Source organism: Candidatus Margulisiibacteriota bacterium (genome assembly GCA_028715625.1).
GTDB lineage: Bacteria > Margulisbacteria > Riflemargulisbacteria > GWF2-35-9 > GWF2-35-9 > JAQURL01.
The window spans coordinates 1-25,290 of the sequence record JAQURL010000017.1 but is presented as its reverse complement, the minus strand read 5'-3'; the positions used below and the strand labels follow the sequence as shown (position 1 = coordinate 25,290).

At 40.7% G+C, this 25,290-nt stretch carries 20 protein-coding genes; 9 read left to right on the top strand and 11 right to left on the bottom strand.

All coding sequences use genetic code 11. The annotated features are described in order from the left end of the window. Positions 1-18: 18 nt before the first annotated feature. Positions 19-864: a DUF882 domain-containing protein gene (locus PHV30_04105; GenBank protein MDD5456198.1), complete on the top strand. Its 846-nt coding sequence runs from the start codon at positions 19-21 to the stop codon at positions 862-864. A gap of 1 nt (position 865) precedes the next feature. Here the strand turns inward: PHV30_04105 and PHV30_04100 are convergent, their stop codons facing one another. The 4 genes from PHV30_04100 to PHV30_04085 form a co-directional block, all read right to left on the bottom strand. Then, positions 866-4,462, bottom strand: coding sequence for a hypothetical protein (locus PHV30_04100; protein MDD5456197.1), 3,597 nt, complete (start codon positions 4,460-4,462; stop codon positions 866-868). Positions 4,463-4,504: 42 nt separating this feature from the next. After that, on the bottom strand, positions 4,505-6,637 hold the full coding sequence (locus PHV30_04095) for a fructose-bisphosphatase class III (protein MDD5456196.1): 2,133 nt from the start codon (positions 6,635-6,637) through the stop codon (positions 4,505-4,507). A 3-nt stretch (positions 6,638-6,640) separates the two neighbouring features. Continuing rightward, on the bottom strand, positions 6,641-7,630 hold the full coding sequence (locus PHV30_04090; protein ID MDD5456195.1) for a hypothetical protein: 990 nt from the start codon (positions 7,628-7,630) through the stop codon (positions 6,641-6,643). Between the two features lie 231 nt (positions 7,631-7,861). Further along, positions 7,862-8,275, bottom strand: a complete 414-nt coding sequence (locus PHV30_04085; protein MDD5456194.1) for a secondary thiamine-phosphate synthase enzyme YjbQ — start codon at positions 8,273-8,275, stop codon at positions 7,862-7,864. A gap of 105 nt (positions 8,276-8,380) precedes the next feature. Here PHV30_04085 and accD point away from each other — a divergent pair, with 105 nt between their 5' ends. Further along, positions 8,381-9,181: an acetyl-CoA carboxylase, carboxyltransferase subunit beta gene (accD, locus tag PHV30_04080; GenBank protein ID MDD5456193.1), complete on the top strand. Its 801-nt coding sequence runs from the start codon at positions 8,381-8,383 to the stop codon at positions 9,179-9,181. A 3-nt stretch (positions 9,182-9,184) separates the two neighbouring features. Next, positions 9,185-10,147, top strand: a complete 963-nt coding sequence (locus PHV30_04075; protein MDD5456192.1) for an acetyl-CoA carboxylase carboxyltransferase subunit alpha — start codon at positions 9,185-9,187, stop codon at positions 10,145-10,147. Positions 10,148-10,149: 2 nt separating this feature from the next. Here PHV30_04075 and PHV30_04070 read toward each other — a convergent pair whose 3' ends face one another. After that, complete coding sequence (locus PHV30_04070) at positions 10,150-10,647, bottom strand: cyclic nucleotide-binding domain-containing protein (protein MDD5456191.1); 498 nt, start codon at positions 10,645-10,647, stop codon at positions 10,150-10,152. Between the two features lie 147 nt (positions 10,648-10,794). Here PHV30_04070 and PHV30_04065 point away from each other — a divergent pair, with 147 nt between their 5' ends. Continuing rightward, positions 10,795-12,153, top strand: a complete 1,359-nt coding sequence (locus tag PHV30_04065) for an aminotransferase class I/II-fold pyridoxal phosphate-dependent enzyme (GenBank protein ID MDD5456190.1) — start codon at positions 10,795-10,797, stop codon at positions 12,151-12,153. Positions 12,154-12,162: 9 nt separating this feature from the next. Here PHV30_04065 and PHV30_04060 read toward each other — a convergent pair whose 3' ends face one another. The 4 genes from PHV30_04060 to PHV30_04045 form a co-directional block, all read right to left on the bottom strand. Continuing rightward, positions 12,163-12,663, bottom strand: a complete 501-nt coding sequence (locus PHV30_04060) for a cupin domain-containing protein (protein ID MDD5456189.1) — start codon at positions 12,661-12,663, stop codon at positions 12,163-12,165. A 25-nt stretch (positions 12,664-12,688) separates the two neighbouring features. Beyond that, on the bottom strand, positions 12,689-13,375 hold the full coding sequence (locus PHV30_04055; protein ID MDD5456188.1) for a YdcF family protein: 687 nt from the start codon (positions 13,373-13,375) through the stop codon (positions 12,689-12,691). Between the two features lie 96 nt (positions 13,376-13,471). Next, entirely contained in the window at positions 13,472-16,576 is a 3,105-nt protein-coding gene (locus PHV30_04050; protein MDD5456187.1) for an efflux RND transporter permease subunit, read from the bottom strand. 2 nt (positions 16,577-16,578) lie between these two features. Beyond that, a complete protein-coding gene (locus tag PHV30_04045; GenBank protein MDD5456186.1) occupies positions 16,579-17,832 on the bottom strand; it encodes a TolC family protein in 1,254 nt (417 codons plus the stop codon). A gap of 199 nt (positions 17,833-18,031) precedes the next feature. Between PHV30_04045 and typA the strand changes: the two genes are divergently transcribed. Next, the gene (gene typA / locus PHV30_04040) at positions 18,032-19,831 is read left to right on the top strand and encodes a translational GTPase TypA (protein ID MDD5456185.1); all 1,800 of its coding nucleotides are present in this window, start codon (positions 18,032-18,034) and stop codon (positions 19,829-19,831) included. Positions 19,832-19,903: 72 nt separating this feature from the next. Further along, positions 19,904-20,611 (top strand): hypothetical protein, encoded by a 708-nt coding sequence (locus tag PHV30_04035; GenBank protein MDD5456184.1) that lies wholly within the window; start codon positions 19,904-19,906, stop codon positions 20,609-20,611. Here the strand turns inward: PHV30_04035 and PHV30_04030 are convergent. Then, positions 20,608-21,786 carry a radical SAM protein gene (locus PHV30_04030; GenBank protein ID MDD5456183.1) on the bottom strand — a complete coding sequence of 393 codons (1,179 nt, stop codon included), beginning with the start codon at positions 21,784-21,786 and terminating at the stop codon, positions 20,608-20,610. The genes PHV30_04035 and PHV30_04030 overlap by 4 nt on opposite strands. Positions 21,787-21,918: 132 nt before the next feature. Between PHV30_04030 and PHV30_04025 the strand changes: the two genes are divergently transcribed. From PHV30_04025 to PHV30_04015, 3 genes are all read left to right on the top strand, one after another. Beyond that, positions 21,919-22,893, top strand: coding sequence for a LacI family DNA-binding transcriptional regulator (locus PHV30_04025; protein MDD5456182.1), 975 nt, complete (start codon positions 21,919-21,921; stop codon positions 22,891-22,893). A gap of 135 nt (positions 22,894-23,028) precedes the next feature. Then, on the top strand, positions 23,029-23,850 hold the full coding sequence (locus tag PHV30_04020; protein ID MDD5456181.1) for a response regulator: 822 nt from the start codon (positions 23,029-23,031) through the stop codon (positions 23,848-23,850). A 58-nt stretch (positions 23,851-23,908) separates the two neighbouring features. Beyond that, on the top strand, positions 23,909-24,313 hold the full coding sequence (locus PHV30_04015; protein MDD5456180.1) for a response regulator: 405 nt from the start codon (positions 23,909-23,911) through the stop codon (positions 24,311-24,313). Here PHV30_04015 and PHV30_04010 read toward each other — a convergent pair. Beyond that, positions 24,310-25,290 (bottom strand): ATP-dependent helicase (locus PHV30_04010; GenBank protein MDD5456179.1); only part of this gene is annotated, 981 nt, incomplete at its 5' end. The two genes, PHV30_04015 and PHV30_04010, sit on opposite strands and share 4 nt — an antisense overlap.

Sequence of the window (25,290 nt, the reverse complement as noted above, 5' to 3'; positions counted from 1 at the left end):
TATATCCCAAGTCATATTATGAAAAAAAAATTACTAACTGCATTTGCTTTTTGTTTGGTCACAGCTATTTTTTTGCTGTCTCTTAGCGGCTGGAAAATAAACCAGCCGGATCAAATACAAGAAACAGCTTCAACCGGCTTTAGACCAGGCTTATTGGGGGAAAGTGGAAAATTACGTGTTGTTCTCCAAATGCCAGGCTCAGCCGAAACAGTCAAAACACTCACTGAGAACCTTCGTGCGATCACTCTCCTGCCGTTTTCTATAAAAAAAGAAGGTCGTATCGGCAAATATATTATGGGCAACTGGCCTTTTGAAAATGGTAATGTACCCTCGGCAGCCTATGCTAAACCCGCAGGTTTCATTGAGGTTACGAAGGAGAATATCAATCTGCTTGTTTCTGAACATTTCCGGCTCGGTGATTTTGTTTCCAAAGACCAGCCTGATGTCTGGCCAAAATATATGGTCCTTGATCTCAAGCTCGTAGATAAACTGGAATTGATCATTGCCGAGCTCAAACGTGAGGGGTACGAGATCCGCCATCTGGCGGTACTCTGCGGCTTCCGATCCCCATATTGCAACAGCAATTTCGGTGATCCCCGCGGCCGTGGCAAACTCAGCCGCCATATGTACGGTGATGCCATTGATATCTACGTAGATAACAATCTGCGCGGCTGGTCTGATGATCTGAACCACGACGGCAAGGTAGATATACACGACTCAGAGATATTGGCAGCGGCTATTGAACGCGTAGAGGCTCGTTACCGCGAACTAGCGGGAGGAATAGGCATATATCCCGGCAATGGCGCGCATGGCCCTTTTGTTCATGTGGATGTGCGCGGACAAACAGCTCGCTGGCGGGGCTAATTTATTTTTCCCTGGCTTTTTGCCACGCGGAAATTTTTATCACATTACCACTCTCTTCCTGAAAATGACTTTTTCGGTAGTTTCTGGCGCTTTCAATGATTTCGGCTGGAAGGCCCATTTTTTCTGCTGTTTCCAGGGAAAAAGCGCTGTGATTTCCTTCCCGGTCCAGGCTTCTGCCGGGCACAATCCGATAAGTGTATTTTTCAATTCCGCCATCAGCATTTAATTCAATTTGCGGATGATGCACAGTATAAGCTTCCGGGTCCAGCTCCAGTAAAAGTGAAACCAGCTCCGGATTATGCATGGATATTTGTCCTCTCTGGCCAAGTGCTTTCAGCTCTTCCAGGATAGAAATAACCAGTCCCTGCTGATAACGTCTGGGTACGCTGGAAAGCATTTCATCTATGGCAAACCAGTAGTGTTTCCTCGCGGACATATCTCTAATTTTCCCCCGAACATTATTTATAATCTTTGTCCAGGTAGCCGCGTCATTCTGTCCGGCACTTAATCTGTTTTTCTCATCTTCCAGAATACGGTCAATATAAACTATACCGTCGATGGCCGGAATATCGGCATAATCCGCAGGAACATATCCCAGGCTATGCGCCAGACGAAAAGCCCAGTAAACTTCCTGTATCTGAAAAGTCTTGCCACCCATTGTCGCTCCTTCCAGAATATCAAAAGCTGTTGTTGGGCTCATCTGAAAATCGGTTTTTACCTGTTCATTTCCCGATTTTTCAACAGCCGGATGATACATGCCTTTTATGTCTATTTCGCCTGTATTATTAAATTTTACCTTGGCCCAGCCCTGTTTCCTTATCTGATGCGCTATATGCAGAATACCGAGAAATTCAAAAACAGGAGATAATAATTTATCATCTCCGGAATATAATTCTCCAAGGTATTCTTTCTCTCCTTCGCCTATATCTCTGTTGATATTCAAAACTTTAATAAATTCTTCAACGTCAGAGCAATGAAAGTTTTCATCAAGATAATTAGCCAGCCGCTGAGCATGAACAGAATCCAGTTCCTTTAGTCTTTTTATCAGCGGCTTCAGCAAGTTTCCTTCACCCTTTATAGCCCTGATAATCTGCAACATCGCATGCGCGCCTTTTTCAGGATATTCGGAATCAGACTCATGTCTTCTTAATTTTTCCCTGAATATTCTGTATTTTTCTATCAGTCCTGTAACTTCTCTTCTTTTTTGAGTATCAAGTGCCAATACGTCTATCGGCACACTTTGGGAACGAATTGTTTTTGCCATAGCCTTGATCTGTTCTAACAGGGTGTTTAAATTTTTAGGCCACAGTGTTTGCAGCTCTTCCATTAACTTTTCTTCTATTTTTTTAGCTGTTTTCGCGCTTCTCTGATATTTTTCATTCCAGGTCTGGCTGCTTCTAATTTGCGCAAGTTCTATGCGACTGATCAAATCGGCAGTCTTGTGTATCTTTTCCAGTTTTTTCTGATGTTTCAACTCGAAGTCTGGCGGTAACACGCCTAATGCTTTTTCTATTTCCATCAAACCCATAAACCAGTCAATAAGCCTTCCGGGGCCATACCATTGGGAGTTTCTTGTCAGATTTGCTATAAATTCATCCCAGCAGACATGATTAAATCTATACATATCCTTTAAATCAAAATCAAACTCTTTTTTGTACCTCCGATCAAAATACAAATTTACAACCCATCTGAACATATTGGCCTCATTGTAAATTTTATCAGCTTCCTCAAAGGGAATTTTTGTGAGTTCGTCAAAAAACTTCTGCTTTTCCAGAAGCTCGGCTGTGTTGTTGGTTAGCCCCCAGCTGGTAAGCCCGCATAAGGTCGAGTCCCAAACATTTAAGTGGCTGTATTTTCCAAACAATTGAGAAGGAAACATTATTTTTTCATCACCGGAATAAGAAAAAAAATCGAATTGTAATTTGGGCCTAAGCTTGCTGAGATGTGGCGGGTGGCTTGCCTGATGGAATATATCCTGGTCCGGGAACCATCTGGCGGGTTTTTCTTTGTAATCTAACGGTTGATACAGCCTCAGAATCCAGCCTTGTTCGTTGCGCACCATTTCATTTAGCCTGGAAAGTCCCATAAATCCGGCTATTTCTTGTTTTTTTTGTTCTCTTTCCGACGATGTGTATGCTTCTATCGGTTGAGATAAAATAACCATCTTTGCTAATGGCGACTGGTTCCTTAAGGAATAATTAACGGCCCTGTTTATTATTTCATCAGGCATTCCAACCATCCTGAAAACGTTAAAAGTATGCGCGGAGTCAGCTCCTTCTTTAAGTTTATAGGTATACACAATGTCTCCACCGTTATTATGTGCGCAAAGAGGATGGTACAGACCGAAATCAGTTCTGTTATGTCTGTTTAACCATTTGATATAAAGCTCATTGTGAGTGGCAGAAAATATCTTCGCGTTCCTTACCAGCAAATAATCCATCAGAGCTCTTTTCAGAAAATAAGCCTCCTGCTCCGGTATGGTAGAACCGAATTCATCGAGAAAAATCATGGCATCATTTTGTAAATCCGGCAAAAATGACAAAAGCTTATTTTGTATGTCATTGCCGAAAGCACTCAGGTCTTCCCCATATCCGCTGCCTCCCCGGTTAATGTAAATTATCTGTCGGTGTTGACGCATTCTGGCCGAATCAGCGTTGACATGTAAAAAGTTCTGATGCAGCAATTGCGCTCCCAGCCTGGTCTTAAGCCAGGTGCTTTTGCCCGAACCGTTCCCTCCGCAAAACACTTCCAGAGTTTTGCCAGGGTTAATATCATTAGGCACATTTTCGTAATATCTACGGTAATCTCCATAAAGAAGCGGCCTGAAATCAAAAACATTAAAAGCCTGTTCCGGAGTACTGCCATTTGTATTTTCAGAAGGCTTTAAATAACCGCTTTTTATCCATTCCGCCAGAATAAGTACGCTGTCCCATCTGGAAAAAACCCCACAGAAATTTTCTATATTCCTTTTTAATTCAGAGAAAGCTTTCCGGTCTTTGGTCTCGTAAATTTTTTTTAAGTCTTGCAGTGAAAACTTTCTGGCTTTCTCAAACGCTTCATATAAGTCATCCGCGACAAACTTAAAAAACTCTCCGGGCATCTGCCTGATGAGCATGATGTGTTTATGTATATCCAGCCTGGCGTCATCCAGAGAAGTAGCAGGCATTAAAAAAATCTGGGAATAAGCGTCATCCTTTCCCCTGTATTTATCTGCTTCCAGGTCTTTTATTGCATTTCTCAGGTCATCCCAGTTCTCATAAGCCTCTTCAAAACTGAACAACCGCATGGCTGTAGCTTTGGTTGCATAAAGTTTTTCGTAAAGTCCGTCTTTTAGACTATTTATAGTTCGTAATGCCTGTACCCTGGAATTCAGGATATCTGCATTCACAACAGGACTTTTCAGCATTTCCCAAATATTAGTACGGCCATCTATAACCAGCACGTCTGTCCTGATCCTGACCAGTTCGCCAGGATTATCCGTTAGCAGTCTGGTGTCGATTCCATTTCGTTGAGGAGCAAACAGCTTTAATCCTCTTGCGAGGATTTTGTTGGTTTCTACAGCCATCTGGCCCGTTAGAGAAATAATTTTATAAACCATTAAGCAATATATCGTTGCTGATAAAAAGAAATTTCGTCTGGTTTACTTGATGATCTCAAATTTTTTAGTTTGAGTATTTAGCTGGAAAATGTCATATTTTTTTAAGACGGGGGAATTGCTGTTTTCGTTAGCTAAAGACATGGCATAAATAGTGCCCTTCCCGGATAACAATAAATAGGCGCCCATGTTTCCATAAACTCCGGAAGCCCCGGCATCAATACAAACTATCCTTCCATCTGCATAAACTTTGGGAAGACCGTCTTTAGATGGTTTATGCCCAGTAATAATCTGTATATTGTCTTTTTCAACTTCTAATTGTAGCGCTATTTGTTCAAAAAATCTGTCAGCAGCTTCTCTGGTTCCTTTTTCAGACTGTATAACCGAAAACCAGGGATCTTCAGGCTCAGCCCATAATCCTGTATACTTAGATGTTCTGGTTTGTTCCAATGTCGTTATGTTTCTGCCGAATAATGGGCTTTCATAGTCCCAGGCCAGTTTGTATAAAAATCCCCTTGTTTCATTAATTTCATTTAAGAATGCTTTGATAAGCCTTCTTTTTTCAACCGGCTTTGCGTTCCGAGAATTTTGAATAAAATCCCGATACCGTTTACCGATTTCATCTACTTTTTCCTGACATTTAGTAAGGTAATTAATCCCTGAATATTGAACACCGTCAATTTCAACCGGGCGTAGATTGCCGTGATCGTCAACCGGAATATTGCTATGCATAAAAAGGAACGTTTTTTCCCCAATTTTTTGTTTTTGATAAAGTTTAAAACTGGAAAATCCCATTTCAGCTAACTCCTGAAATCTTTTATTGGAAATTATCTGAAGCTGCAGGTCAAGTATAACCTGCTCTTCTTCTAGAGAAAGAAGCTGTCCGCTATTATGGTCTCCCCTGATTATCCGCGCCAGCTTCGTTCGTTCCGAATCAGTAATTATCCGTGTAAATATTTTGACCCTTTCTTTTTTCTCTTTTTCCCGCTGGCTTTTATTTGTAGGTATTTTTAATAGTGTGTTCACTATGTATTGTGTCTGATCCAGGTGCAGAAAATCATTAAGAAAAGTTATCTCTTCCTTATATAACTCAACACCTGCAATATAAGTTTGGGTCCTTGTGTCTGTTACAGTAATAGCCGCAACTATAGCACGCTCAAGTTTCTCCAGACGATTTAAGATCGTTAGCTTCTTTTCCAAGAGTCGCAGATTTTTATCAATTAAAGGTTTGTGTTTTCTGGAATATTTTATGTTGTGTAAAAAATTCATTTCGTCCTCGGTCAACTTTATATCTATATCACTGAAAACAAGTTTAAGCAGCATTTCTGTGGTAAGAACTTCCAGTAGACGATTCTGGGAAACAAATTCGCCTTTTATTTTAATATTATTACCACGAGAAGTATAAATCCCCTGAAAGCCCTGTTCATGGTACTGTTTCTTAGCCAGAGCTATCAGGCTGCTAAAATTCAGACCCATTTTATCGGCCAAATATTCATGTTCGTTAAAACGAAAAGCCAGACGTAATAAATCGCAGATCGCTGCTTTCTCTCCAATGGCTGCCCCGAAAAGCATGGCATCATGATTGCCCATCACGGCCAGCGCATCCTGCGTGTTTGTTGCTTTTCCTGTTTTATCCAAAAAAATAGAGGTCAAAAGCATATTGGTTGTGAACTGGCCACCGGGCTCGCCTCGATCTACAAAATCACCATTTAATAAAAATCTGGCCGCCGGAAAAAGTCTCATGCCCTCCATCATTTTGTCCGGTGTGCCATGCGGGTCGGAGATACAAACAATGCTTATTGAAGAATCAAACTTATGGAGAAATTGTATATATTCCGGAGAAACCAGATCCAGGGAAATCGTTTTTCTGCCATCTTTTACTGCTTTTAATAAATCCTTTAAAGTAGCAGGGCTCAAAACACCCTCTTTTTTTAAAACCACAACCATAGAATCCAGTTGAAGAACACTTGAGTAATTTAATTTTGAAAAAGAATTTCCATAAATATTTGCTGTGGCATTAGAAAAGTCCTGTTCATTCTTCGTTTCAGCTAATTCAATTACAATATGTGAGCCGCTATTAAATTTGTAAGGTATTAAAGATTGTTGTCTGTCTTCCCTGTAAAACAAAACCGGTTTATCCGTATGGATAAAAGTACTGATAATTTTGTTTTTCATCATAGGTTATTTTAGTAAATTATTTTCTAAAAGAACTTTTATTAATTTCTGCTGATACTCCCGTGATGGTGACAGCATAAAAAACCCTTTCAGAAACCAGCCTTTATCCGTTTTTAACAGCAGGTCTTCTTCGGTTATGGGGTTGCCCTCCAGATTGCCCATAAAACCACCGGCATTACGCAGCATCAACCCCCACATATTAAAGTCAGTAAAATCTATACCTTCGGAAATATATATCTTCATTTCACCTTTCAAAAAAGCCAGCATATTGGCCACGGTAGAATCAGTATTTTTGGTATTCGACAAAAGTTTATCAAGAGCTTTAAAGTCGGGAATTAGTTGAGACTTCTTAAGTGTAGAACTAAGCTTAACCGGGTCAGAAGTTGAAAACCGCTGATTTTTATCTATCCTGACAATTTTATTATTTATTCTGGTTTCGCCGAGAATAGAAGTGGACATAAGGATATCCCTGGCTGGCATATACACTACTCCGGCAATGATCTTTTTGCCATATGCCAGACCGATGCTTATGCCGAAATTATCTTTGTTTGCAGGATTACCTCTCTTTAAAACATGGTTCTCGGAATTGGTGTTTATCAGACAGCCCGTACCGTCAATCGAATCGATGACCAGCGTTAACCTTTTGGCCGGAAGCTCGCCCCGATGTAGAAACTTTTTTTCCAGAGCGGCGATCTGCTCGTTATCCTCCTCGGAAAGCACGCCCATCAGTTCATGTAATCCCAGTTCAATAAAGCGGATAAGGAGCACTTTTTGCACTTCATAATCAGCTTCTGTAACCGCGCTCTTCAAAGCGTTCTTAAGCTCATCCACAGACTCGGAATAATCCTTGTCCTGTAGGGGCTTGATGGTGCCATAGTATTTCTCCAGAACAAGGTCCCCGGCAATAATACTGGCTTCCTTCATAGCCTTGAGCCATTTTGGCAATAATATATTCAAGCAGTCCTCTATAGTGACAGCAATAATTTTATGAAGCATTCATCTCTCCTTTTTAAATTAATCAGAATACTCCTGCAAAGTCATTCCCTCTGTTGTGTTTACCCCGTTCTTGACAAGCAAAGCTTCAGTGAAAACGGGATATGAGGCGGCAATAACAGTTACGCAAAAGTTTCACTACTATTTATCGTACTTAAATTGAAGTCGTTTCAAGAATTAGTTGAGATTTTGCAAGAGATTGTGAACGGCATCTGAAAATTGAAAGATTAAGATTTACTCGCCGATGATTTTTATTAAGGCTCGTTTGCGGCGATGGCCATCAAACTCACCGTAAAAAATCGCTTCCCAGGGGCCCAGGTCCAGCTGGCCGCCTGTAACGGCCACCACAACTTCGCGTCCCATGATCTGACGTTTCATGTGCGCATCAGCGTTGTCCTCTACTACATTATGTGCATATTCCTGCGGACTATATGGTGCCAGCTTCTCCAGCCACTTCATGTAGTCATGGTGCAGACCTGATTCATTATCATTTATGAAAACACTGGCGGTAATATGCATGGCGTTTACCAGACAAAGTCCTTCTTTAATACCACTTTCCTTAACTGCCTGCTGCACTTCCTGGGTTATATGCACAAACTCGTAGCGGTTTTTGGTATTGAACCACAGCTCTTTGCGAAAGCTCTTCATATGGTTATTTTAATGCATAATTCATTGTTCGTCAGCACAATTGCTCTGACGGACTTGTTTATATCCGATATAATTCTTATAATAAAATTACTTTAAAAAGTATTTATGACTCAAAAAAACCAAACTGTAACCGAAAATAAATGCCCGGACTGCGGCTACCTACCCTCCACAGATATTAATTCTATCCTAACCCATTTTAAGGTTTGCCCGAACTGCGGCCATCATTTCCGCTTGAATTATTCGGAAAGCCTACTGCTGTTTACCGATGATGATTCCTTTCAGGAAATAGATCCGGATATTGTCGCCCAAGACTTTTTGGATTTTAACGATATAAAGCCTTATGCGGAGAGGATCAGCGCGGCTTGTGAAAAAACCGGGCTCAAAGATGCCATGATCTGCGGTGAAACAAAAATAGCCGGGAACAAAGCTGTTGTTTGCATCATGGATTTCAGTTTCATGGGCGGCAGTATGGGTTCGGTGGTCGGAGAAAAGCTGACCCGGGCCGCTGAATACGCAATACAAAAAAATTTGCCGCTCATAACTTTCTCGTCTTCCGGAGGAGCCAGGATGCAGGAAGGTATCATCAGTCTCATGCAAATGGCCAAGACCAGCGCCATCCTGAAAATGTTTTCTGAAAAAAACCTTTTTTTTATTTCTGTGCTTATGGACCCCACTACCGGAGGGACCACGGCCAGTTTTGCAATTCTGGGAGACATAAATATTTCCGAACCAGGTGCCCTTATCGGTTTTGCCGGTCGCAGAGTAATAGAGCAAACCATAAAGGAAACTCTCCCGCCCGGCTTTCAAACCGCCGAATACCTGTTGCAACACGGTATGCTAGACATGGTGGTGCACCGAAAGGATTTAAAAAATACACTGGCTTTATTGCTGGAATACGGAAAATAAATTATGCAAAAAGAAATTATTCTGGATTTTGAAAAACCGATCCTCAAGCTTTATGAAAAAATTAACAGCTTAAAAGCTCTGTCTGAAAAAAGTCTGATCGATTTAAGTGAAGAAATTAATGTACTCAAAGCAAAGGTCCTGAAAATAAAACAGGATGTATATGATAATTTAAGGCCGGACCAGATTATAAAAATTTCCAGACATCCGCTAAGACCTACAACCCTGGACTATATTTCTTTAATTTTTACTGATTTTGTGGAACTGCACGGTGACAGGTGTTTCGGAGATGACCCGGCTATTGTCGGTGGATTTTCCAGGATCAATGGCCAAAAGATTGCCGTGATCGGACATCAAAAAGGTAAAGACACCAAGGACAATATTTACCGAAATTTCGGCATGCCTCAACCCGAAGGCTACCGTAAAGCTTTGAGAATAATGCAGCTGGCCGAAAAACTTTCCATGCCTGTAATCACTTTTGTGGATACGCCCGGTGCCTTTCCTGGAATTGAAGCTGAAAAGCATGGTCAAGCTGAAGCTATTGCCAGAAATCTTAAAGAAATGTCGGCATTAAAAGTACCTGTTCTTTCACTAATTACCGGTGAGGGGGGTAGTGGAGGCGCACTGGGTATCGCGGTGGCTAACGAAGTGCTAATACTGGAATTTGCCGTTTATTCAGTAATTTCCCCGGAGGGCTGTGCTGCCATTTTGTTTAATGACGCCAAAAGGTCGGCCGAAGCTGCCGTAGCCCTCAAAATAACCGCACCGGAACTTATCAAACTAAAAGTGGTAGATGGCATCGTCAGTGAACCGCCCGGGGGGGCGCACCTTAACCCCGAAGCCATGGCTGAAACCATGAAGACAACTATTCTGAACAGTTTGGAAAAATATAAAAAACTATCACCTGAAAAAATCCGTCAGGAACGTTTCAAAAAATTTCGTGCCTTTGGTTTTTTTGAGGAAAAATAAAACTATTTTTCATCCAGTTTGTCAAACTTGTAAGCGTTCCAGCCTATAAGCAGCGCTCCCTGCAGTTGCTGGTCGGTCTGCCGTATTCTCTGAATTAGGATCTTTAGCAAATTTTTGACGATTATATAGCCCACTTCCTTATTATCTTCTAATACTTTATCAAAATCTTCTTTAGTGATACGCCATAAAACACTGTCCTCCAGGGCAATAGCCGTAGCTGTTCTGGGCTGGGCATCGATCAGCGCGAACTCCCCAAAAAAGTTTCCTTTATCGATTTTGTTGATGATCGGCCTTATTTCTCCGGTATTAACATGTAAAATAAACCTGATGCTGACTTGTCCGTCGATAAGAATAAAAAGACTATTGTCCGTATCCCCCTGAGAAAAAACCACTTCTCCTTTTTTTAATTTGCTTTCTTTTATGGAATTTTTAAATAGATCCAGCTGTTGGCTGTTTAAATACTGGAAAAGCTCACAATCCTGCAAAATTTTCGTATTCATCCGTTACCCCTTTTTAAACGATTTGTTTTTAGTATAACAAAATTAGTTTAAAAAAACAGCATAACAAATTCACCCATAAATTTTGATGTTTAATTTTTGATATTTCAGGGCTTAACTGTAAACAATTAATCTTTTGGGGGGACAAATATGGATACATTCAAGCCTATAAAACAATATTATGCTGAGCTTCAGAACCAAGGTCTTACTGACCTGGCCGCGATCTCTGAAAAACTTTATGATTATCAAAAAAAACAACAGGAACTGGGTTTGTTTTCTCAGAACGGTTTTACCAAAAAGGGCAGCGACAGCGCAGCCACTATTATCGGCGCATTCAATGTGCCCGAACAGGATTGTATCCTCTGGTGCATCAACCATTATCTGGGATTGAACCGCAGTCAGTCGGTAATAGACAAATCCTGCGCGGCTATCCGGCAATACGGCACCGGCGCAGGTACCTCGGCAATGTCCGGAGGTATGAGTTCGCTGCACAAAGAAATAGAATCAAGAATAGGGAAGCTGATGGATAAAGAGGCTGTGCTGCTTTTTCCAACAGGTTACACGGCCAATCTGGGCTGTCTGTCTATATTGCCCGGGAAAAACGATATAATTCTCTTTGACCGGGAATGTCACGCCTCTATGATAGACGGCATTAAACTTTCAGGAAAAAAGTGGATACCTTTTGACCATAATAGCGTGGAAGATCTGGAAGATAAAATAGCCAAATTTACAGGAAAATATGAAAACATCCTGGTAGTATTGGAATCGGCTTATTCCATGAGCGGAGACCTGGCCCCCCTGAAGGAGATATGCGCCTTAAAGTCTAAATATCGATTTTATATGTATGTTGATGAAGCCCACACTTTTGGGATCTATGGAAAAGATGGCGCCGGTTATTGCGCCGAACTGGGTGTGTCATCGGACGTAGACTTCATAGTTTCAACTTTATCCAAGGCAACGGCTTCTATCGGCGGATTCGTCGCAACTCAGGCGAAATATATCCCCCTGATCATGTGGGGCGCCAATTCTTATATATTTCAGGCTTGCCTTTCACCCGGTGACGCGGCAACTATTCTGGCTTCATTGGATGAGATCAAAAACAATCCGGACCTGGTTAAATCGCTGCATGAAAAAAACAAGTATATGCGTGACCGTCTAACCCGGATGGGGTTTGACCTGGGAAAAAGCCAAAGCCCTATAATCCCGATCTATATTTCAGATGTTCAAACTTTGATGACCTTCAATAGAGAACTTTTCAGCCGGGGTATTTTCTCCGTATCGGTCGTATATCCAGCGGTAAAGCCGAAAGAAGGCCGGATAAGACTGATCCTGAATACTTCCCATACTAAAACACAAATCGACAAAACCGTTGAAATACTCAGCGAATTGGCCGAGAAGTACAACATAATAAGCAAACAGAACGTTTCCACCGACGCCCAGCCGACCTTTAACGACTATTTACTGGCTTTAACAGCAAAACAAGAGGAACTGGCTTCCGCGGAAAAATAAAAGTCTCCTCTAGGTTAGCGTTTCAATAATCTTTTGCAGCTCCGGATATTCTTTCCGGAGCTGTTCTTTTTTGGCCAGTTCAAAATCCTCGAAATCAAATCCCGGAGCAACTGTGCAGCCAATTAAAGTGTATGAAGATTTATGGTCTACCGTAGCTCCAAACCAATGATTAGCCGGCACCACCACCTGCAAGGTCTCCTTCTTTTCCAGATTCCTGCCCAGCTTGACCCGCTGTAATTCTCCGGCCGGACTGATCATGGAAATGGTTAAAGATCTACCGGCAAAAAAATGCCAGATCTCTTCCGATTTCAGGCGGTGCAGACAGGATTTGTCGCGGCTTCTTAACAAATAATAAATAGAAGTAAAAAAACAGCGTTCTTTATTGTATCTGGCTGGTAAGCCTGTTTTTGGAATAACTTCCCGGCTACGGTAAGTTTCCTTATAAAAACCCCCTTCGGGATGTGTTTGCAGTTTTAGAGCTTTTATCCAATAACTTGCATCTTTCTTCATATTCTATATTCCTTTCTGTTTAAAGTTAAAAATTGGTCAACTTTTTTATTTCCCCCCTGATCCTCGGTTTTAATTTTTCCATACGAGTATTAAATTTGATATCCTCCTGAAAATTATTAAAATTTAAGCGCCAGCCATATAAAAAATAATAAGCCAGAAACTTTTTCTGCTCACTGACAAATTGAATATTCTCCCAGGTCCCGGGTATTTTTGCCTTCTCAATATCAAATCCATCCATTCCCAGCGGAACAGGCACGCTATAGACGCGTATTTCTGGCATAACCTTACGAAAAATCCAGCGCGCTCTTAAGCTATGTTCCGGTGAGGTTACCACCAGAATGGTTTTCCAGTTTTTTTGATGGGCAATACGTTTGGTATATAATGCGTCTGAAAACGTTGAGGTTGAAAGGGGTTCAACAAGAACATCGTGATGGCTGGCCTGCTGCAGTGTCCTTTCCATTTTTTTTATAGTCCAGGGATCCTGAAAACCGCTGGCAAAAAGCTCAGAAGCATAGCCGTCTTTTACCAGTTTCAAGCCATATTCCTCACGATGGGCCTCTCCTGATAAAACCACCACTGCGTCAGCTTGTACAGGATGCTCATAAACCAGCAATTTTTCCGGAGTAAACGGATAAAGCCAGAGTAAGGGCAATAAACAGAATAATACAGCAAAGACTATCAAGCCGATAATTAGCAAAAAAAACCTGAACATAAAACCGATTATACGTGTAACGTAACTGTTTGTTAAGCTAAATATCGTATAGTGGGCGGCGGTCGTAAAAACAGTGTTTTATTAACTTTTTATTCATTATTGGATTTTAGACTTTTTGGCTGATAACTTTTTCTTGTCTTTATTGGTCAGACTGTAAAAACAGGGGACCACAAAAAGCGTCAGCAGTGTAGACACCAGCACACCGCCGATAACCGCTACTGCCATGGGAATTCTGGTTTCAGCGCCAGGACCGGTAGCCAGGGCTGAAGGAACCGCGCCGGCAATTGTTGCCAGCGAAGTCATAAGAATCGGTCTAAGTCTTATTGGGCAAGCTTCCAAAAGCGCTGTCTTCACATCTTTGCCTGTGTCCCGCATCTGGTTTGTAAAGTCAACTAAAAGTATTGAGTTCTTTTTTACAATGCCCATCAGCAGAATCAACCCGATCATACTGTAAATACTTAGGGATTGATTGGTTAAAAGCAGGGCAATTAATGCTCCGGTAACACTGAAAGGCAACGCCAGCAAAATGATAAACGGATGCTTATAACTGTTAAACTGCGACGCCAGTATCATATAAGCTATTAAAATACCAAGTACAAGTGCTCCCAAGAGGCTTTGCATTGATTCTCTGGCCGCCTTGGCATTGCCGGACATAACTATACGGTATCCTGGTGGAAGAAAATTCTTGGCTATTTGTTCTATTTGTTTTATAACCTCGGCCTGTGAAGCCCCTGTTTTTATATTCGCAAAAATTGTAATAGCCCTTTCTCTATCTATTCTTGTAATACTTTGCAGGACAGGTTTTCTTACTACTTTTACCAGCTGATAAAGAGGAATGGTTTCTCCTCTGTTGTTTCTAACATATAACCCATCTAAAATTTGGGTATCATTTAATTCGGACTTCGGAAGCTTAACAATAATGTCATAACGATGACCGTTTGCTTCAAACCTGCTTACAGCAAGGCCTCCGACCATAGCCTGAATGGTTTGCCCGATGGCTATAAGGCTTACGCCCCTTAGAGATGCCTGTTGGCGGTCAGGAATAATTTCTATTTCCTGCATACCCAATATATAATCTGTTCCTACATCTGTTAAGGAAGGATTCTGCTCCAGTTTGTCCAGCAGGGCCATGCTGTTTTTGCCCAAAGTATCCCAATCAGGACCTCTTACTGTAAATTCAACGGGAAAACCCATGCCCGCTCCAAAGCTGCGCATAGAAAGATCCTGCAGATATATTTTTGCTCCCTTAATATTTTTCTTTAACTGACCTCTGGCAAGATTCATAAATTCCAGTTGGGACAATGTTTTTCTTTTTGTTTTATCTACACCTCTTTGTGCCTTAGGCTTCATGCTTACAAAAATATTAGCTGCTGTCGCGTCATTACCCCCAAAACCACCCACAGTAGAAAAATATCCTTCTATTTCCTGGCGTTTACTTAAAAAACTTTCTATTTGCTTGGCAACATTATCTGTATATTCCAAAGAAGAGCCAGCCGGAGCTTTCACTCTGACAAGGAACATACTCTGGTCTTGTGCCGGCACAAATTCGCTGCGTAAATGTTTAGCGATAATTAGACTGAATGAAAATAATAACAAAGATATTATTATCACCCATATTCTTACTTTAAGGGCTTTTTCCAGCAAATATCTGTAAAAAGTTCTAACCCCTTCAAAACCTCTGGCAAAGGCTTTACCTATAAAGGTAGCATGTTCTTCCGCGCCAATAAATTGCGAACAGCGCATAGGTGTCAGGGTAAGGGCTTCAAATAAAGATAAGGCAACGGCCACAGTCATAGTTACGCCAAACTGAAAGAAAAATTTCCCGATTATTCCGCTCATAAAGGCTACAGGTAAAAATATCGCGATAATAGCCAGTGTTGCGGCCAAAGCTGCAAACGATATCTCGCGTGTGCCCTGCCGGGCACTTTCCAGCCTGCTCTGTCCTTTCTGGTTGTGTCTTATAATATTTTCCAGGACCATAATTGCATCATCGACAACAATACCTATGGCCAGGCTTAGTGCCATTAAAGTAAAAGTATTTAAGGTAAAGTGTGAAAAGTATAAAACAATAAAAGTACCAATAATCGAAGTCGGAATAGCCAGCAGCACATTAAATGTGGCTGACCATGATCCCAGGAAGAGCCAGCAGACAAAAGAAGTCAGAAAAACAGCGATTATTAAAGTTATTAATAATTCATGGACAGCTTCACTGATAAACTTGGTCGTATCTATTCGGACACCTATATTAAAATCTGGCGGTAACTCTTTTTGTAAACTTTTTATCCGTTCTTTAACAGAATTTCCTACTTCTACAGCGTTAGATCCGCGCTGTTTCAATATTCCCAAGCCTACCGCTGCTTTGCCATTGGCCCTGCTTATACGCTGAACATCTGCGAGGCTATCATCAATACTGGCAACTTGCCGCAAATATAAAGGAATGAAATTTGGCTGCCCGCCCCTGCTGTTCATGCGGATATTTTCAAACTCTTTAACATTTCCTGCCTCTCCCATGGTACGAATGGTAAATTGCTTGGTAGCGTTATCTATAGAGCCGGCAGGTAGTTCCACATGTTCAGACTGAATAGAGTTAATAATGTCCTGTACGGTTAAATTATATTGATTAAGCGCTTTTTTGTTTACCCAGACACGCAGGGCGGGATCTACATATCCTCCCAGCATAACATCGCCTACACCCGGCAGGCTGGTAAATTTATTCTTAACAATATCACGTACATAGGTCATGATTTCCTTGCGCGGCCTTTTCTCACTGCTCACTGTAATCCACATTATTGGCTGATCCTCTGGGTTTGATTTGCTGATTACCGGAGGGTCTATAGCATCCGGCAGTAACCTTTGTGCCTGTGCAAGTTTGGCTTGTACTTCCTGCAGGGCAACATCGACTTTTCTGTTCAGATCAAATTCTATTGAAATCCTGGCAGAACCATTTCGGCAGGTAGAGGTAATAGACTTAACTCCTTCAACGCCCATGATGGCATCCTCAACAATATCAACAACATCCGATTCGATAATTTCCGGTGCAGCACCCGGATAGCCTATACTTACAGTTATTACGGGGAAATCCACATCCGGCATCTGACTTACGCCCATACGTTGGAAGCTGATAATTCCAAAAAAAATCAAAGCTCCCATAACCATCCAGGCCATAACAGGACGCTTGATCGCTATTTCTGTTATGTTCATGGTTATTTGGCACCTTTAAGCGGCACATCAACTACAATAGCTGCTAAATCAGCAAAGTCTGTTTTATATGCATAACGAACCTTATTAAGTGCCCGTCTGGTGTCGATAAAAGCATTCAGAGCCTGCAGCACATCAAGGTTATTACTTAATCCCAGCCGGTAGTCCTGAATTACGCTTTTAACATTTTTTGCGGAAAAATCATAAGCATTTTCCAGATGTTGAATTTGTGCTTTCTCCGATTCCAGAGTGTTATACAAATCATCTATATCTTCTTCTGTTTTCCGTTCCAACAAACTAAAAGCTATTTCGTATTGCCTTTGCACCGAAAGTGCGGTGTTCGTGCTAAATTCAGCAGGATTATTGATAAAACTCGGGAAGGTAAAAAGTATTTGAGCGTCCCACAAAACACTCTGGTTTGGAACGGCATGCTGCAAGTAATAGTTCCCGTTCAAATCAACTGCGGGCCACCACATGGCTCCAGCCGCAACCTCTACACCAGTCTTTGCAGCTGCTATTTTATATTCTGCGGCCTGCATATCAGGTCGCAACTTTATTCTTTTTTTGTAATCATTTACAGATTTTAAAGTCGATGCGGTATTTTCTTCCTCTTTAAGCATAATCGGCTCCGCGAGGCCGGTAAAAAAACTTAACAAATTCTCGGCTATCTGAATTTGTGCTTGCGACTGTGCGATTTGTGTTTTAAGCTGAGACCTGGATACTTCAAAACTTAAAATCTCGGTTTGCCTCGATCTGCCGATCTTGTATCTTTCAGTTAACTCCTGCAAACGTTTGTCGTATAAACTTAATTGTTCTTCCAGTAATTGTTTGTCGCGCTGCAAATACAACAATAAATAAAATGATCGGGAAACATCTGCGTAAATTAGAAGGGCCGCAGCTTCTTTAGCTTGCTTTTGTGCTTTTAGCAGACTTTCATTTTGTTTAATAGCCCCAACCAGACGAAAACCTCTGAAAAGCGGTTGTGTAGCAGTTAACTTAATGTTTACCTGATCTGTGTATATAGTGCCGCTGGGGTCCTGCTTTGTGTGTGAAATAACCCCTCCAACATTCGGAAACAAGGCTGCAACAGCCTGTTTGTATCGCTCCTCGGCTTGAATAACCTGTTCCTGTTCATCAGCCAGTACTTCACTTCTGGATAAAGCCAGAGGAAAGCAATCTTCCAGAGAATAAGAGTTACTCTGTGCATATAAACAGGAAGCTAAAAAAAAAGCAAAAATAATTAGGCGTATTTTATTCATCTTAACGTTACATTTAACCTGAACAATTATAACAATGAAAAAGTTTCCTTACCATAAAAATACTATTTTTTTATAGTATCCCTCCTTTATCGGGTCGTGAAACTTTTTCGAGTTTTTTCAATAGCAAAACGGATTTGTTTTACAAAATTACGTTTCACCTATACAATAAATCGCCTGGTTTAATACCGGCGGAGAATTTATGAAACAGGATAAAATACGTAATGTTGCGATAATTGCCCATGTAGACCATGGTAAAACTACCCTTGTTGACCAACTCTTCAAGCAGAGCGGGCTTTTCAGGTCCAATCAGGAGGTTTCTGTAAGACTTATGGATTCCATGGACCTGGAAAAAGAACGGGGTATAACCATTATGGCTAAAAATGGAGCCTGTCATTATAATCACCACCTTATTAACATTATTGATACCCCGGGCCATGCCGATTTCGGCGGCGAAGTGGAACGTGTTCTCTATATGGCAGACGGGGCGGTTTTTCTGGTGGACGCAGCTGAAGGACCTATGCCGCAGTCTTACTTTGTTTTAAAAAAAGCCATTGCCCGCAACCTTCCGGTAATTGTTGTAGTTAATAAAATAGACAAACCTGCGGCGCGATGTGAATGGGTAATTGATCAGGTTTTTGACCTGCTTGTCAGCCTGCACGCTCCGGACCATATTCTGGATTTTCCAATTATCTATGCTTCATCCAAAGAAGGTTATGCTACACTGGATTATCGTCAGAAAACAACCAACATCTTTCCTGTATTTGATGAAATTATTCGCTACATACCCGCGCCCAATGGAGACCCACACGGTCCTCTGCAGCTTTTGGTAAGCACCATAAGTTATTCCAGTTTTCTTGGTCGGCAAGCCATTGGCAAAATTACTTCCGGAAAAATGAAGATCAATCAGGATGTTGTTGTTGCCAAAGAAGGAGCAATCCTTTCGGCTTCCAAGATCACCAAAATTTACAAGTTTAATGCCAACAGGCAAGTTGAAGCTGAGCATGGCAATACGGGTGATATTGTAGCAGTGACCGGACTTAGCGACATTCATGTCGGAGAAACCATTACTGATCCTCTTAATCCGATACCCCTGCCCTTTGTACCGGTAGACCCGCCGACTATATCTATGAAATTTTTACCGAATGATTCTCCGTTTGCTGGCAAGGAAGGCGAATATGTAACTTCCAGGCACCTGAAGGACCGTCTTTATAAAGAATTATTATCGGATGTAGCCTTGCACGTTGAAGACCTTACAGATGAAGTAGGTTTTAAGGTATCGGGACGAGGAGAACTGCATTTATCCATTCTTGTAGAAAAAATGCGACGTGAGGGCTATGAATTCCAGGTTTCTAAAACCAATGTAATCTATAAAGAAATAAATGGAGAGAAACTGGAGCCATACGAAGATTTAACCATAGATGTAGGTGAGGCCTATATGGGAAAAGTTATCGAAAGTCTGGGGCTTCGCAAGGGCCAGCTATTGGAAATTTCTCAGGATAATGACCTCACCCGACTGCGCTACAAAATTCCTACCCGCGGCCTGCTCGGCTACCATTCCGAGTTTATGACCCAGACCAAAGGGCTGGGGACCATGAATTATGTCTTTGCTGATTACGGCCCGTACGCCGGAGATATAATCTTTCGAAAAAATGGTGTGCTTATTTCCAAGGAAACCTGTACCACCGTGGCTTTTGCCTTGTTCAATCTGCAGGAACGCGGTGTTATGTTTATGGGGCCGGGGATCCATATCTATGAAGGCCAGATAATCGGAGAACACTCTCGGGATAACGATCTGGTTGTAAATCCGGCCAGAGGCAAAAAGCTGACCAATATGCGCGCTTCCGGCTCGGATGAAGCTGTAGCCCTTATACCGCACAGGTTAATGAGCTTGGAACAATGTATCGCCTATATAAACGATGATGAGCTGGTAGAAATCACTCCCAAATCGATACGACTGAGAAAAATACTCCTTACCGAACTTGCCAGAAAACGTGCCTGAAATTTCTCAGGTTAGTATAAATAATAAACCGATATATTAACAGCACATTTATCAAAAACGAGAATACCTGTTATGCAAAACAAAATTATCTCTGACCAACCTTTTTCAATATTAACAGAAAATATGAAAAACTTTCTTGCTTCTTGCCACACTATGGCTTATCGGGTGGGCATGAGTACGTTTCAAACGTTTCTGCTTTTCGACCAACAGAACCATAAGCTGCCTTTGTTACTGAAGGCTCCTTTGCCCGGCAGAAATATACTGACACTTCGTAATGAACTACTGTTTTCTAAAAAAAATATGGGGGAAATGTTTCCCCCCTTTAATTTCTACCCGGTTATAACTATTGGAGGCCAAACATTTTACTATTCCATGCTGCAAAAACTGCTGATCGACTTTCACGAAGATATGCCCGAACAGTTCCGGCTCGGCAATAAAACTCTAAATATGATTGAAAAAGAAACAGAACTTTTAACTAAAACTATTAAAAGGGGCATTTATTATCCTGACTCCTGGATACATAAAAATTACGGTCTGGATGCTGAATCTGAAGGTTTGTTGTTTGTAGATCACGGCGGTGCGTATTTCGCAGATGTTTCTCAAGTTTTTGAAAAAGATATCTGGGGAACAGATGAAATTATTTTTTTTAAATTAAATGCCAGCATCAAACTTAGAAGCACCATGCCATCCAATGCTGAGATCAGACGGCTATGGGGAACCGAAAAACATTTATGTACAGCGGTGCCGGACATTAATCCTGCCTGGTTACAAATCCGCTAAATATTTTTTCTGTGTTTCCATAAAAACTCCAGCAAAAAATTACTGGAGTTAGCGAATGGAGGACAGACCTTGCTATAACAATGCGCAGTGCTGAATTCTCCTTTACTTATCTTTTCCCATAATTCATTAAAAGGTTCCCGCAAAACATTGCCGGGGCTGTATGCGCCTTTCAGGGAATTATGATCACATAGATAAATGTTTCCATCAGAAGCAATTGTTGAAAAAAATTTATAAAAATAACATTTCCCCGGATACTGCTGCTTCCACAAACGATATGTTTTATTTTTACATTCTTCAGCGGAATGAGTTGTATGTATAACAAATTTATCTGTGGCAAATAAACTGATTGCTTTTTCAATTTGTTCATAGGCCCGGTCCCTTTGTGAATCATTTAACAAAAACTGTTCCCCGATGTCGCATTTAAACCTTATCGCATTCGCACCGCAATCTCTGGCAATATTAATAACGCTTGAGATATCCCTGATGTTTTCAGGAATTATTACAAAGCTTAAATTTACGGCTGTTTCGCTGTTATTTTTGCAACAAAAATTTATAAATTCCGAGATATTATTAATTACGTTTGTAAAATTATTTCTTTTGTCTTTGGGTCTTTTCACCTGCATGTAAGATTGCAATCCTGCATCCAGGCTGATGTTGATATATCTGGCAAATCGCAAAGCCTCATATAGCCCGTCCCTTTTTGTCAGTCCCTGGCCATTTGTAAACAAGGCAATATCTATCTGATCCTGTGTCTCAATTAATGCTTTCATGGCTTTAATAGTTGCTCGCCTTATTTTGTTATGTAGAGGATCACCCCTGAGCCCTGAGAATTTAACTAACGAAACTCTTAAGTTGTTAATCTCAAGTTTTGCTATCGCATGAGCTACCCTTATCACATTATCTTCTGTAAATACATCTTTTAGCCCGGTGTCATCTGCACTTGTGCTAACCCTGCTTCCTATACAATATACACAACGCAAATTGCATTGACTGCTGATCTGCCATTCAAGCTCATATGGTGGCATATGGATATTCTTTATCCAGTTGTTTATATATGGTTTCAATTTCTGATAAAAGTATTTTATATAGTCATAGGGCAGATATGTTGCTTCATTCGAGTTTTCACAAATAAAATTTTCTATATTACAGTTTAGGCTCAAAATTTTATGTTTCATCTGATATGCTCTATGCTGCATTGTTAAGGTTATTACGTTCAGCGGTGTTAAAATTTTCAACTTAATTCATTTAAATTTAAATAAAATTAAATAAAACTTAAAATTTTTCAAAAGCCTTTACGATATATGCATATGATCAGACAAAAAGACATTGCCAGAGAATGCGGAGTATCTATAGCTACAGTTTCCATGGCTATCAATAAACCCTATAAAATTTCCAGGGATGTACGCGATAAAATTTACACTTTAATAGATGCCAGCGGATATAAAAAAAATAAAAGCGACGTAACCACTATAGGTGTGGCTTTTGATAATTTTCAGAATTATTTTCTTGGTGACTTTTATAATGAAGTTCTCTTGGGAATTTTCTCGCGTTCAGGTGAATTAAATGTAAATATCAGAGTTTTAAACAATTTTGGGGCTATTTCTCCTAAAAATATTTATGGTCTGGATGGTATTCTTTTTGTTGGAAAAACATCCGACGAATATATTGAAAAAGCTCTGGAATATAAGGTTTGTCTGGTCAACGCCGGACATCCCAACATCCACTATCCACAAATAACAAGCGTTTATTGTGAAAGAGAGCAAACCACTCCTAGCCTGGTAAACCTGCTGTTAAACTGCGGGCACAAAAATATTGCCGTTCTTTTGGGTGAACCTGAGGAAGAAGTTATCTGCAAAGAATTTTTAAAGGCTATTGCTGCAACCAATCCATATCATAACGACAAGTTTGTTTTTCAGGCAAGCGTTCATGACATTGACACAGTAGAAGTAGCCTGGCATAAAATCTTGTCTTGCAAGCCTAAAATTAGCGCTCTCATGTGTTACTCAGATTTAATGGCTTATTATATTTACAGATGTGCGCAAAAGCACAATGTTCACATCCCTAAGGACCTATCTATTACCGGATATGACGGCATCCAGGCTCCCAGATATTTAAAGCTGCCTCATCCCAAATTAACAACAATACAAACTGACAGAATATTGCTTGGCATGAAAAGCATGGACTTGCTCTGGCACAACATTACCAGCGAAATAAAACACCGCAAAAACATAACTATAAATGGGTCTGTCGTTGTGAACGATTCAGTTGCTAGAATAAATTGACTTTCTTCTAAAAATTTCACTATAAAATTTGTTGTATTTCCTTCGAAAATGCCTATTTGCGGACTTCCAGATAAGCCATATTCTGCTTTCTTGATGCTAGACTTCTGAGCTACATTAAAATACAATATTCACTGTATGGATAACATTTTAAATATCGGATTAAAACCAAACGGAAAACCTTACAATTTTTTTGTCATCGATGATTCCAAGGCAATGGTCAAAATGATCTCCGCTGCTTTAGCAGGTCTTGGCGGAGAAATAATAGGTTCCGCGCTTAATGGCCAGGAAGCCCTTCCGTTAATAGAGCAGTTAAAGGATCAGATAGACTGTATTACCTGCGATATCAATATGCCCGGCATGGATGGCATTACTCTTTTGCCGCGCATTCGCAGTATTAATCCGCAGATAAAAATTATCATGATCAGTGCCATGGGCCATGCTGCCAACAAAACAAAAGCAAAAATTCTGGGAGCCAAACATTTTCTTATGAAGCCTTTCCAGAAAGAACAAATGTATGTGGTTCTAAAAGAATTATTCAATTTACGTGATACCAGCACAAACCAAAAAATGCTTTCCTGTCAGGGCAATCCACTGGGTGTTTTTATTGTTGAAACTGCGGCGGTAAATGCGACAATCCTTAAAAACCTGTTGGTTTCTTTCGGTTGCAAAATAATTGGTTCGGTTTTAAGCGGTTCCGATGCTTTCGCGGAGATTCAAATGCTCAAAAATCAGATTAATGTCATCCTTGTTGATGTTAACCTTCCTGATATGAACGGTATGGACTTTATCGCTGAAATTAAAAAATTGGCTCCAGCTTTAAATATCGTAGCTTTTTCCGGTGAATATACTCCTGATTTTATCCGTGACGCAAAAATCTGTGGCGCAGCTTCAGCGTTAAAAATGCCGACGGATAAAGACACTTTATTGGACACATTATCTGCAATCTACCCCGGCTGATTCAGAATTTATTTTTAATTTACTGGACTACAATATTTTATTAAATTAAAATAAAAGAATGAATATCGGGTTAAAGGCTAACGCACAAGCCTATAATTTTTTTGTCATCGATGACAATATGGCTATGATTAAAATCCTCTCCAAATTACTGACAATTTTGGGCGGAAATGTAATCGAATGGGCGATGAGCGGTCATGAAGCACTTAAAAAGATCGAACCGTTAAAAGATCAAATAGACTGTATAACTTGTGATGTAAATATGCCCGGGAAACTGGACGGCATAACTTTGATACCTTATCTCAAAAATATAAATCCTGCATTCAATATAATAATGATCAGTGCCATAGCGGACAATGCCAACATTTCACAGTCCAAAGCTGCGGGTGTAGATTATTTCCTGGATAAACCCGTACGCAGGGAACAGTTATATAATATCCTTAAAGAAGTATTTAAAATCCCCTAAAACATTTGCAGTTGATCGAATTTCTCTTTTTCATCATTTTTTGTCGTTTGTTTTTGCAGTTCGTATAGTTTTTTCTCCAAACGGTCAAGAAACGGGCTTTTTTCCTGTTTCAGCACTTTATATTTAATTGTCCTTTTTCTGGCAAAAGATATATAAAGATACTTCCTGGTCCTCGTCAGGCTTACATAAAACAACCGTTCCTCTTCTTTGATTTCTTCTGAGGTCTTGATCCCAAAAAAAGTAAAAGGCAAAACATTGTCTTCACAGGCAGGGATAAATACACAATTGAATTCCAGGCCCTTTGCTGCATGCATGGTCATTACCGAGACCGCTTCTACCTTGTCGTTATAATCATCTATGCCCTGACGGGTATTCAGGGCGCTAAGAAAACCAAGATAATCCGCGCCAAATGGCCGGGCCATATTTTCCAGCCTTTGCTGGTCTTCATCAGACAACTGATAGTCTATAAGCAGTCGATGTAAAATTTGGGCCAGGCTCTTTTTCTGTTTTATCATGCTCTCAACTTCAAAAGCTATATTGTTCTCTATTTTTTGCTGCCCTTCCTTATTGCGGGCGAGGAAAGCATCTTTAAATGACTTGATTACAGACCTGAAGGGTTCGGTCCTGTAAAAAGGCTCTGTGCCCACCACTTGATAAGCTATTCCATGGTCTTCCAGCGCTTTGGTAATTGTAGAAAACAGGCGGGTTGTGCGGCATAAAATAGCAAAATCCCTGAAGCTGCCGATATGCTCGCTCTGCTGCCCGTCGCTTATACCGCTATCCCTGGAAAAGCTGGCTACTCCTCCGATCATCTTCTCGATTTGCGCAGCTATCCAGTCTGCCTCGCTTCTATCGGTTTCGCATTGCTGCAGATGAATTTTTACAGGATCGGTCTTGCCACTTAATAAATATTTTTTTTGTAACACCTGTCCGGCGGCTTTCAGAATATTTTCCGGACAGCGATAACTTCTGTTCAG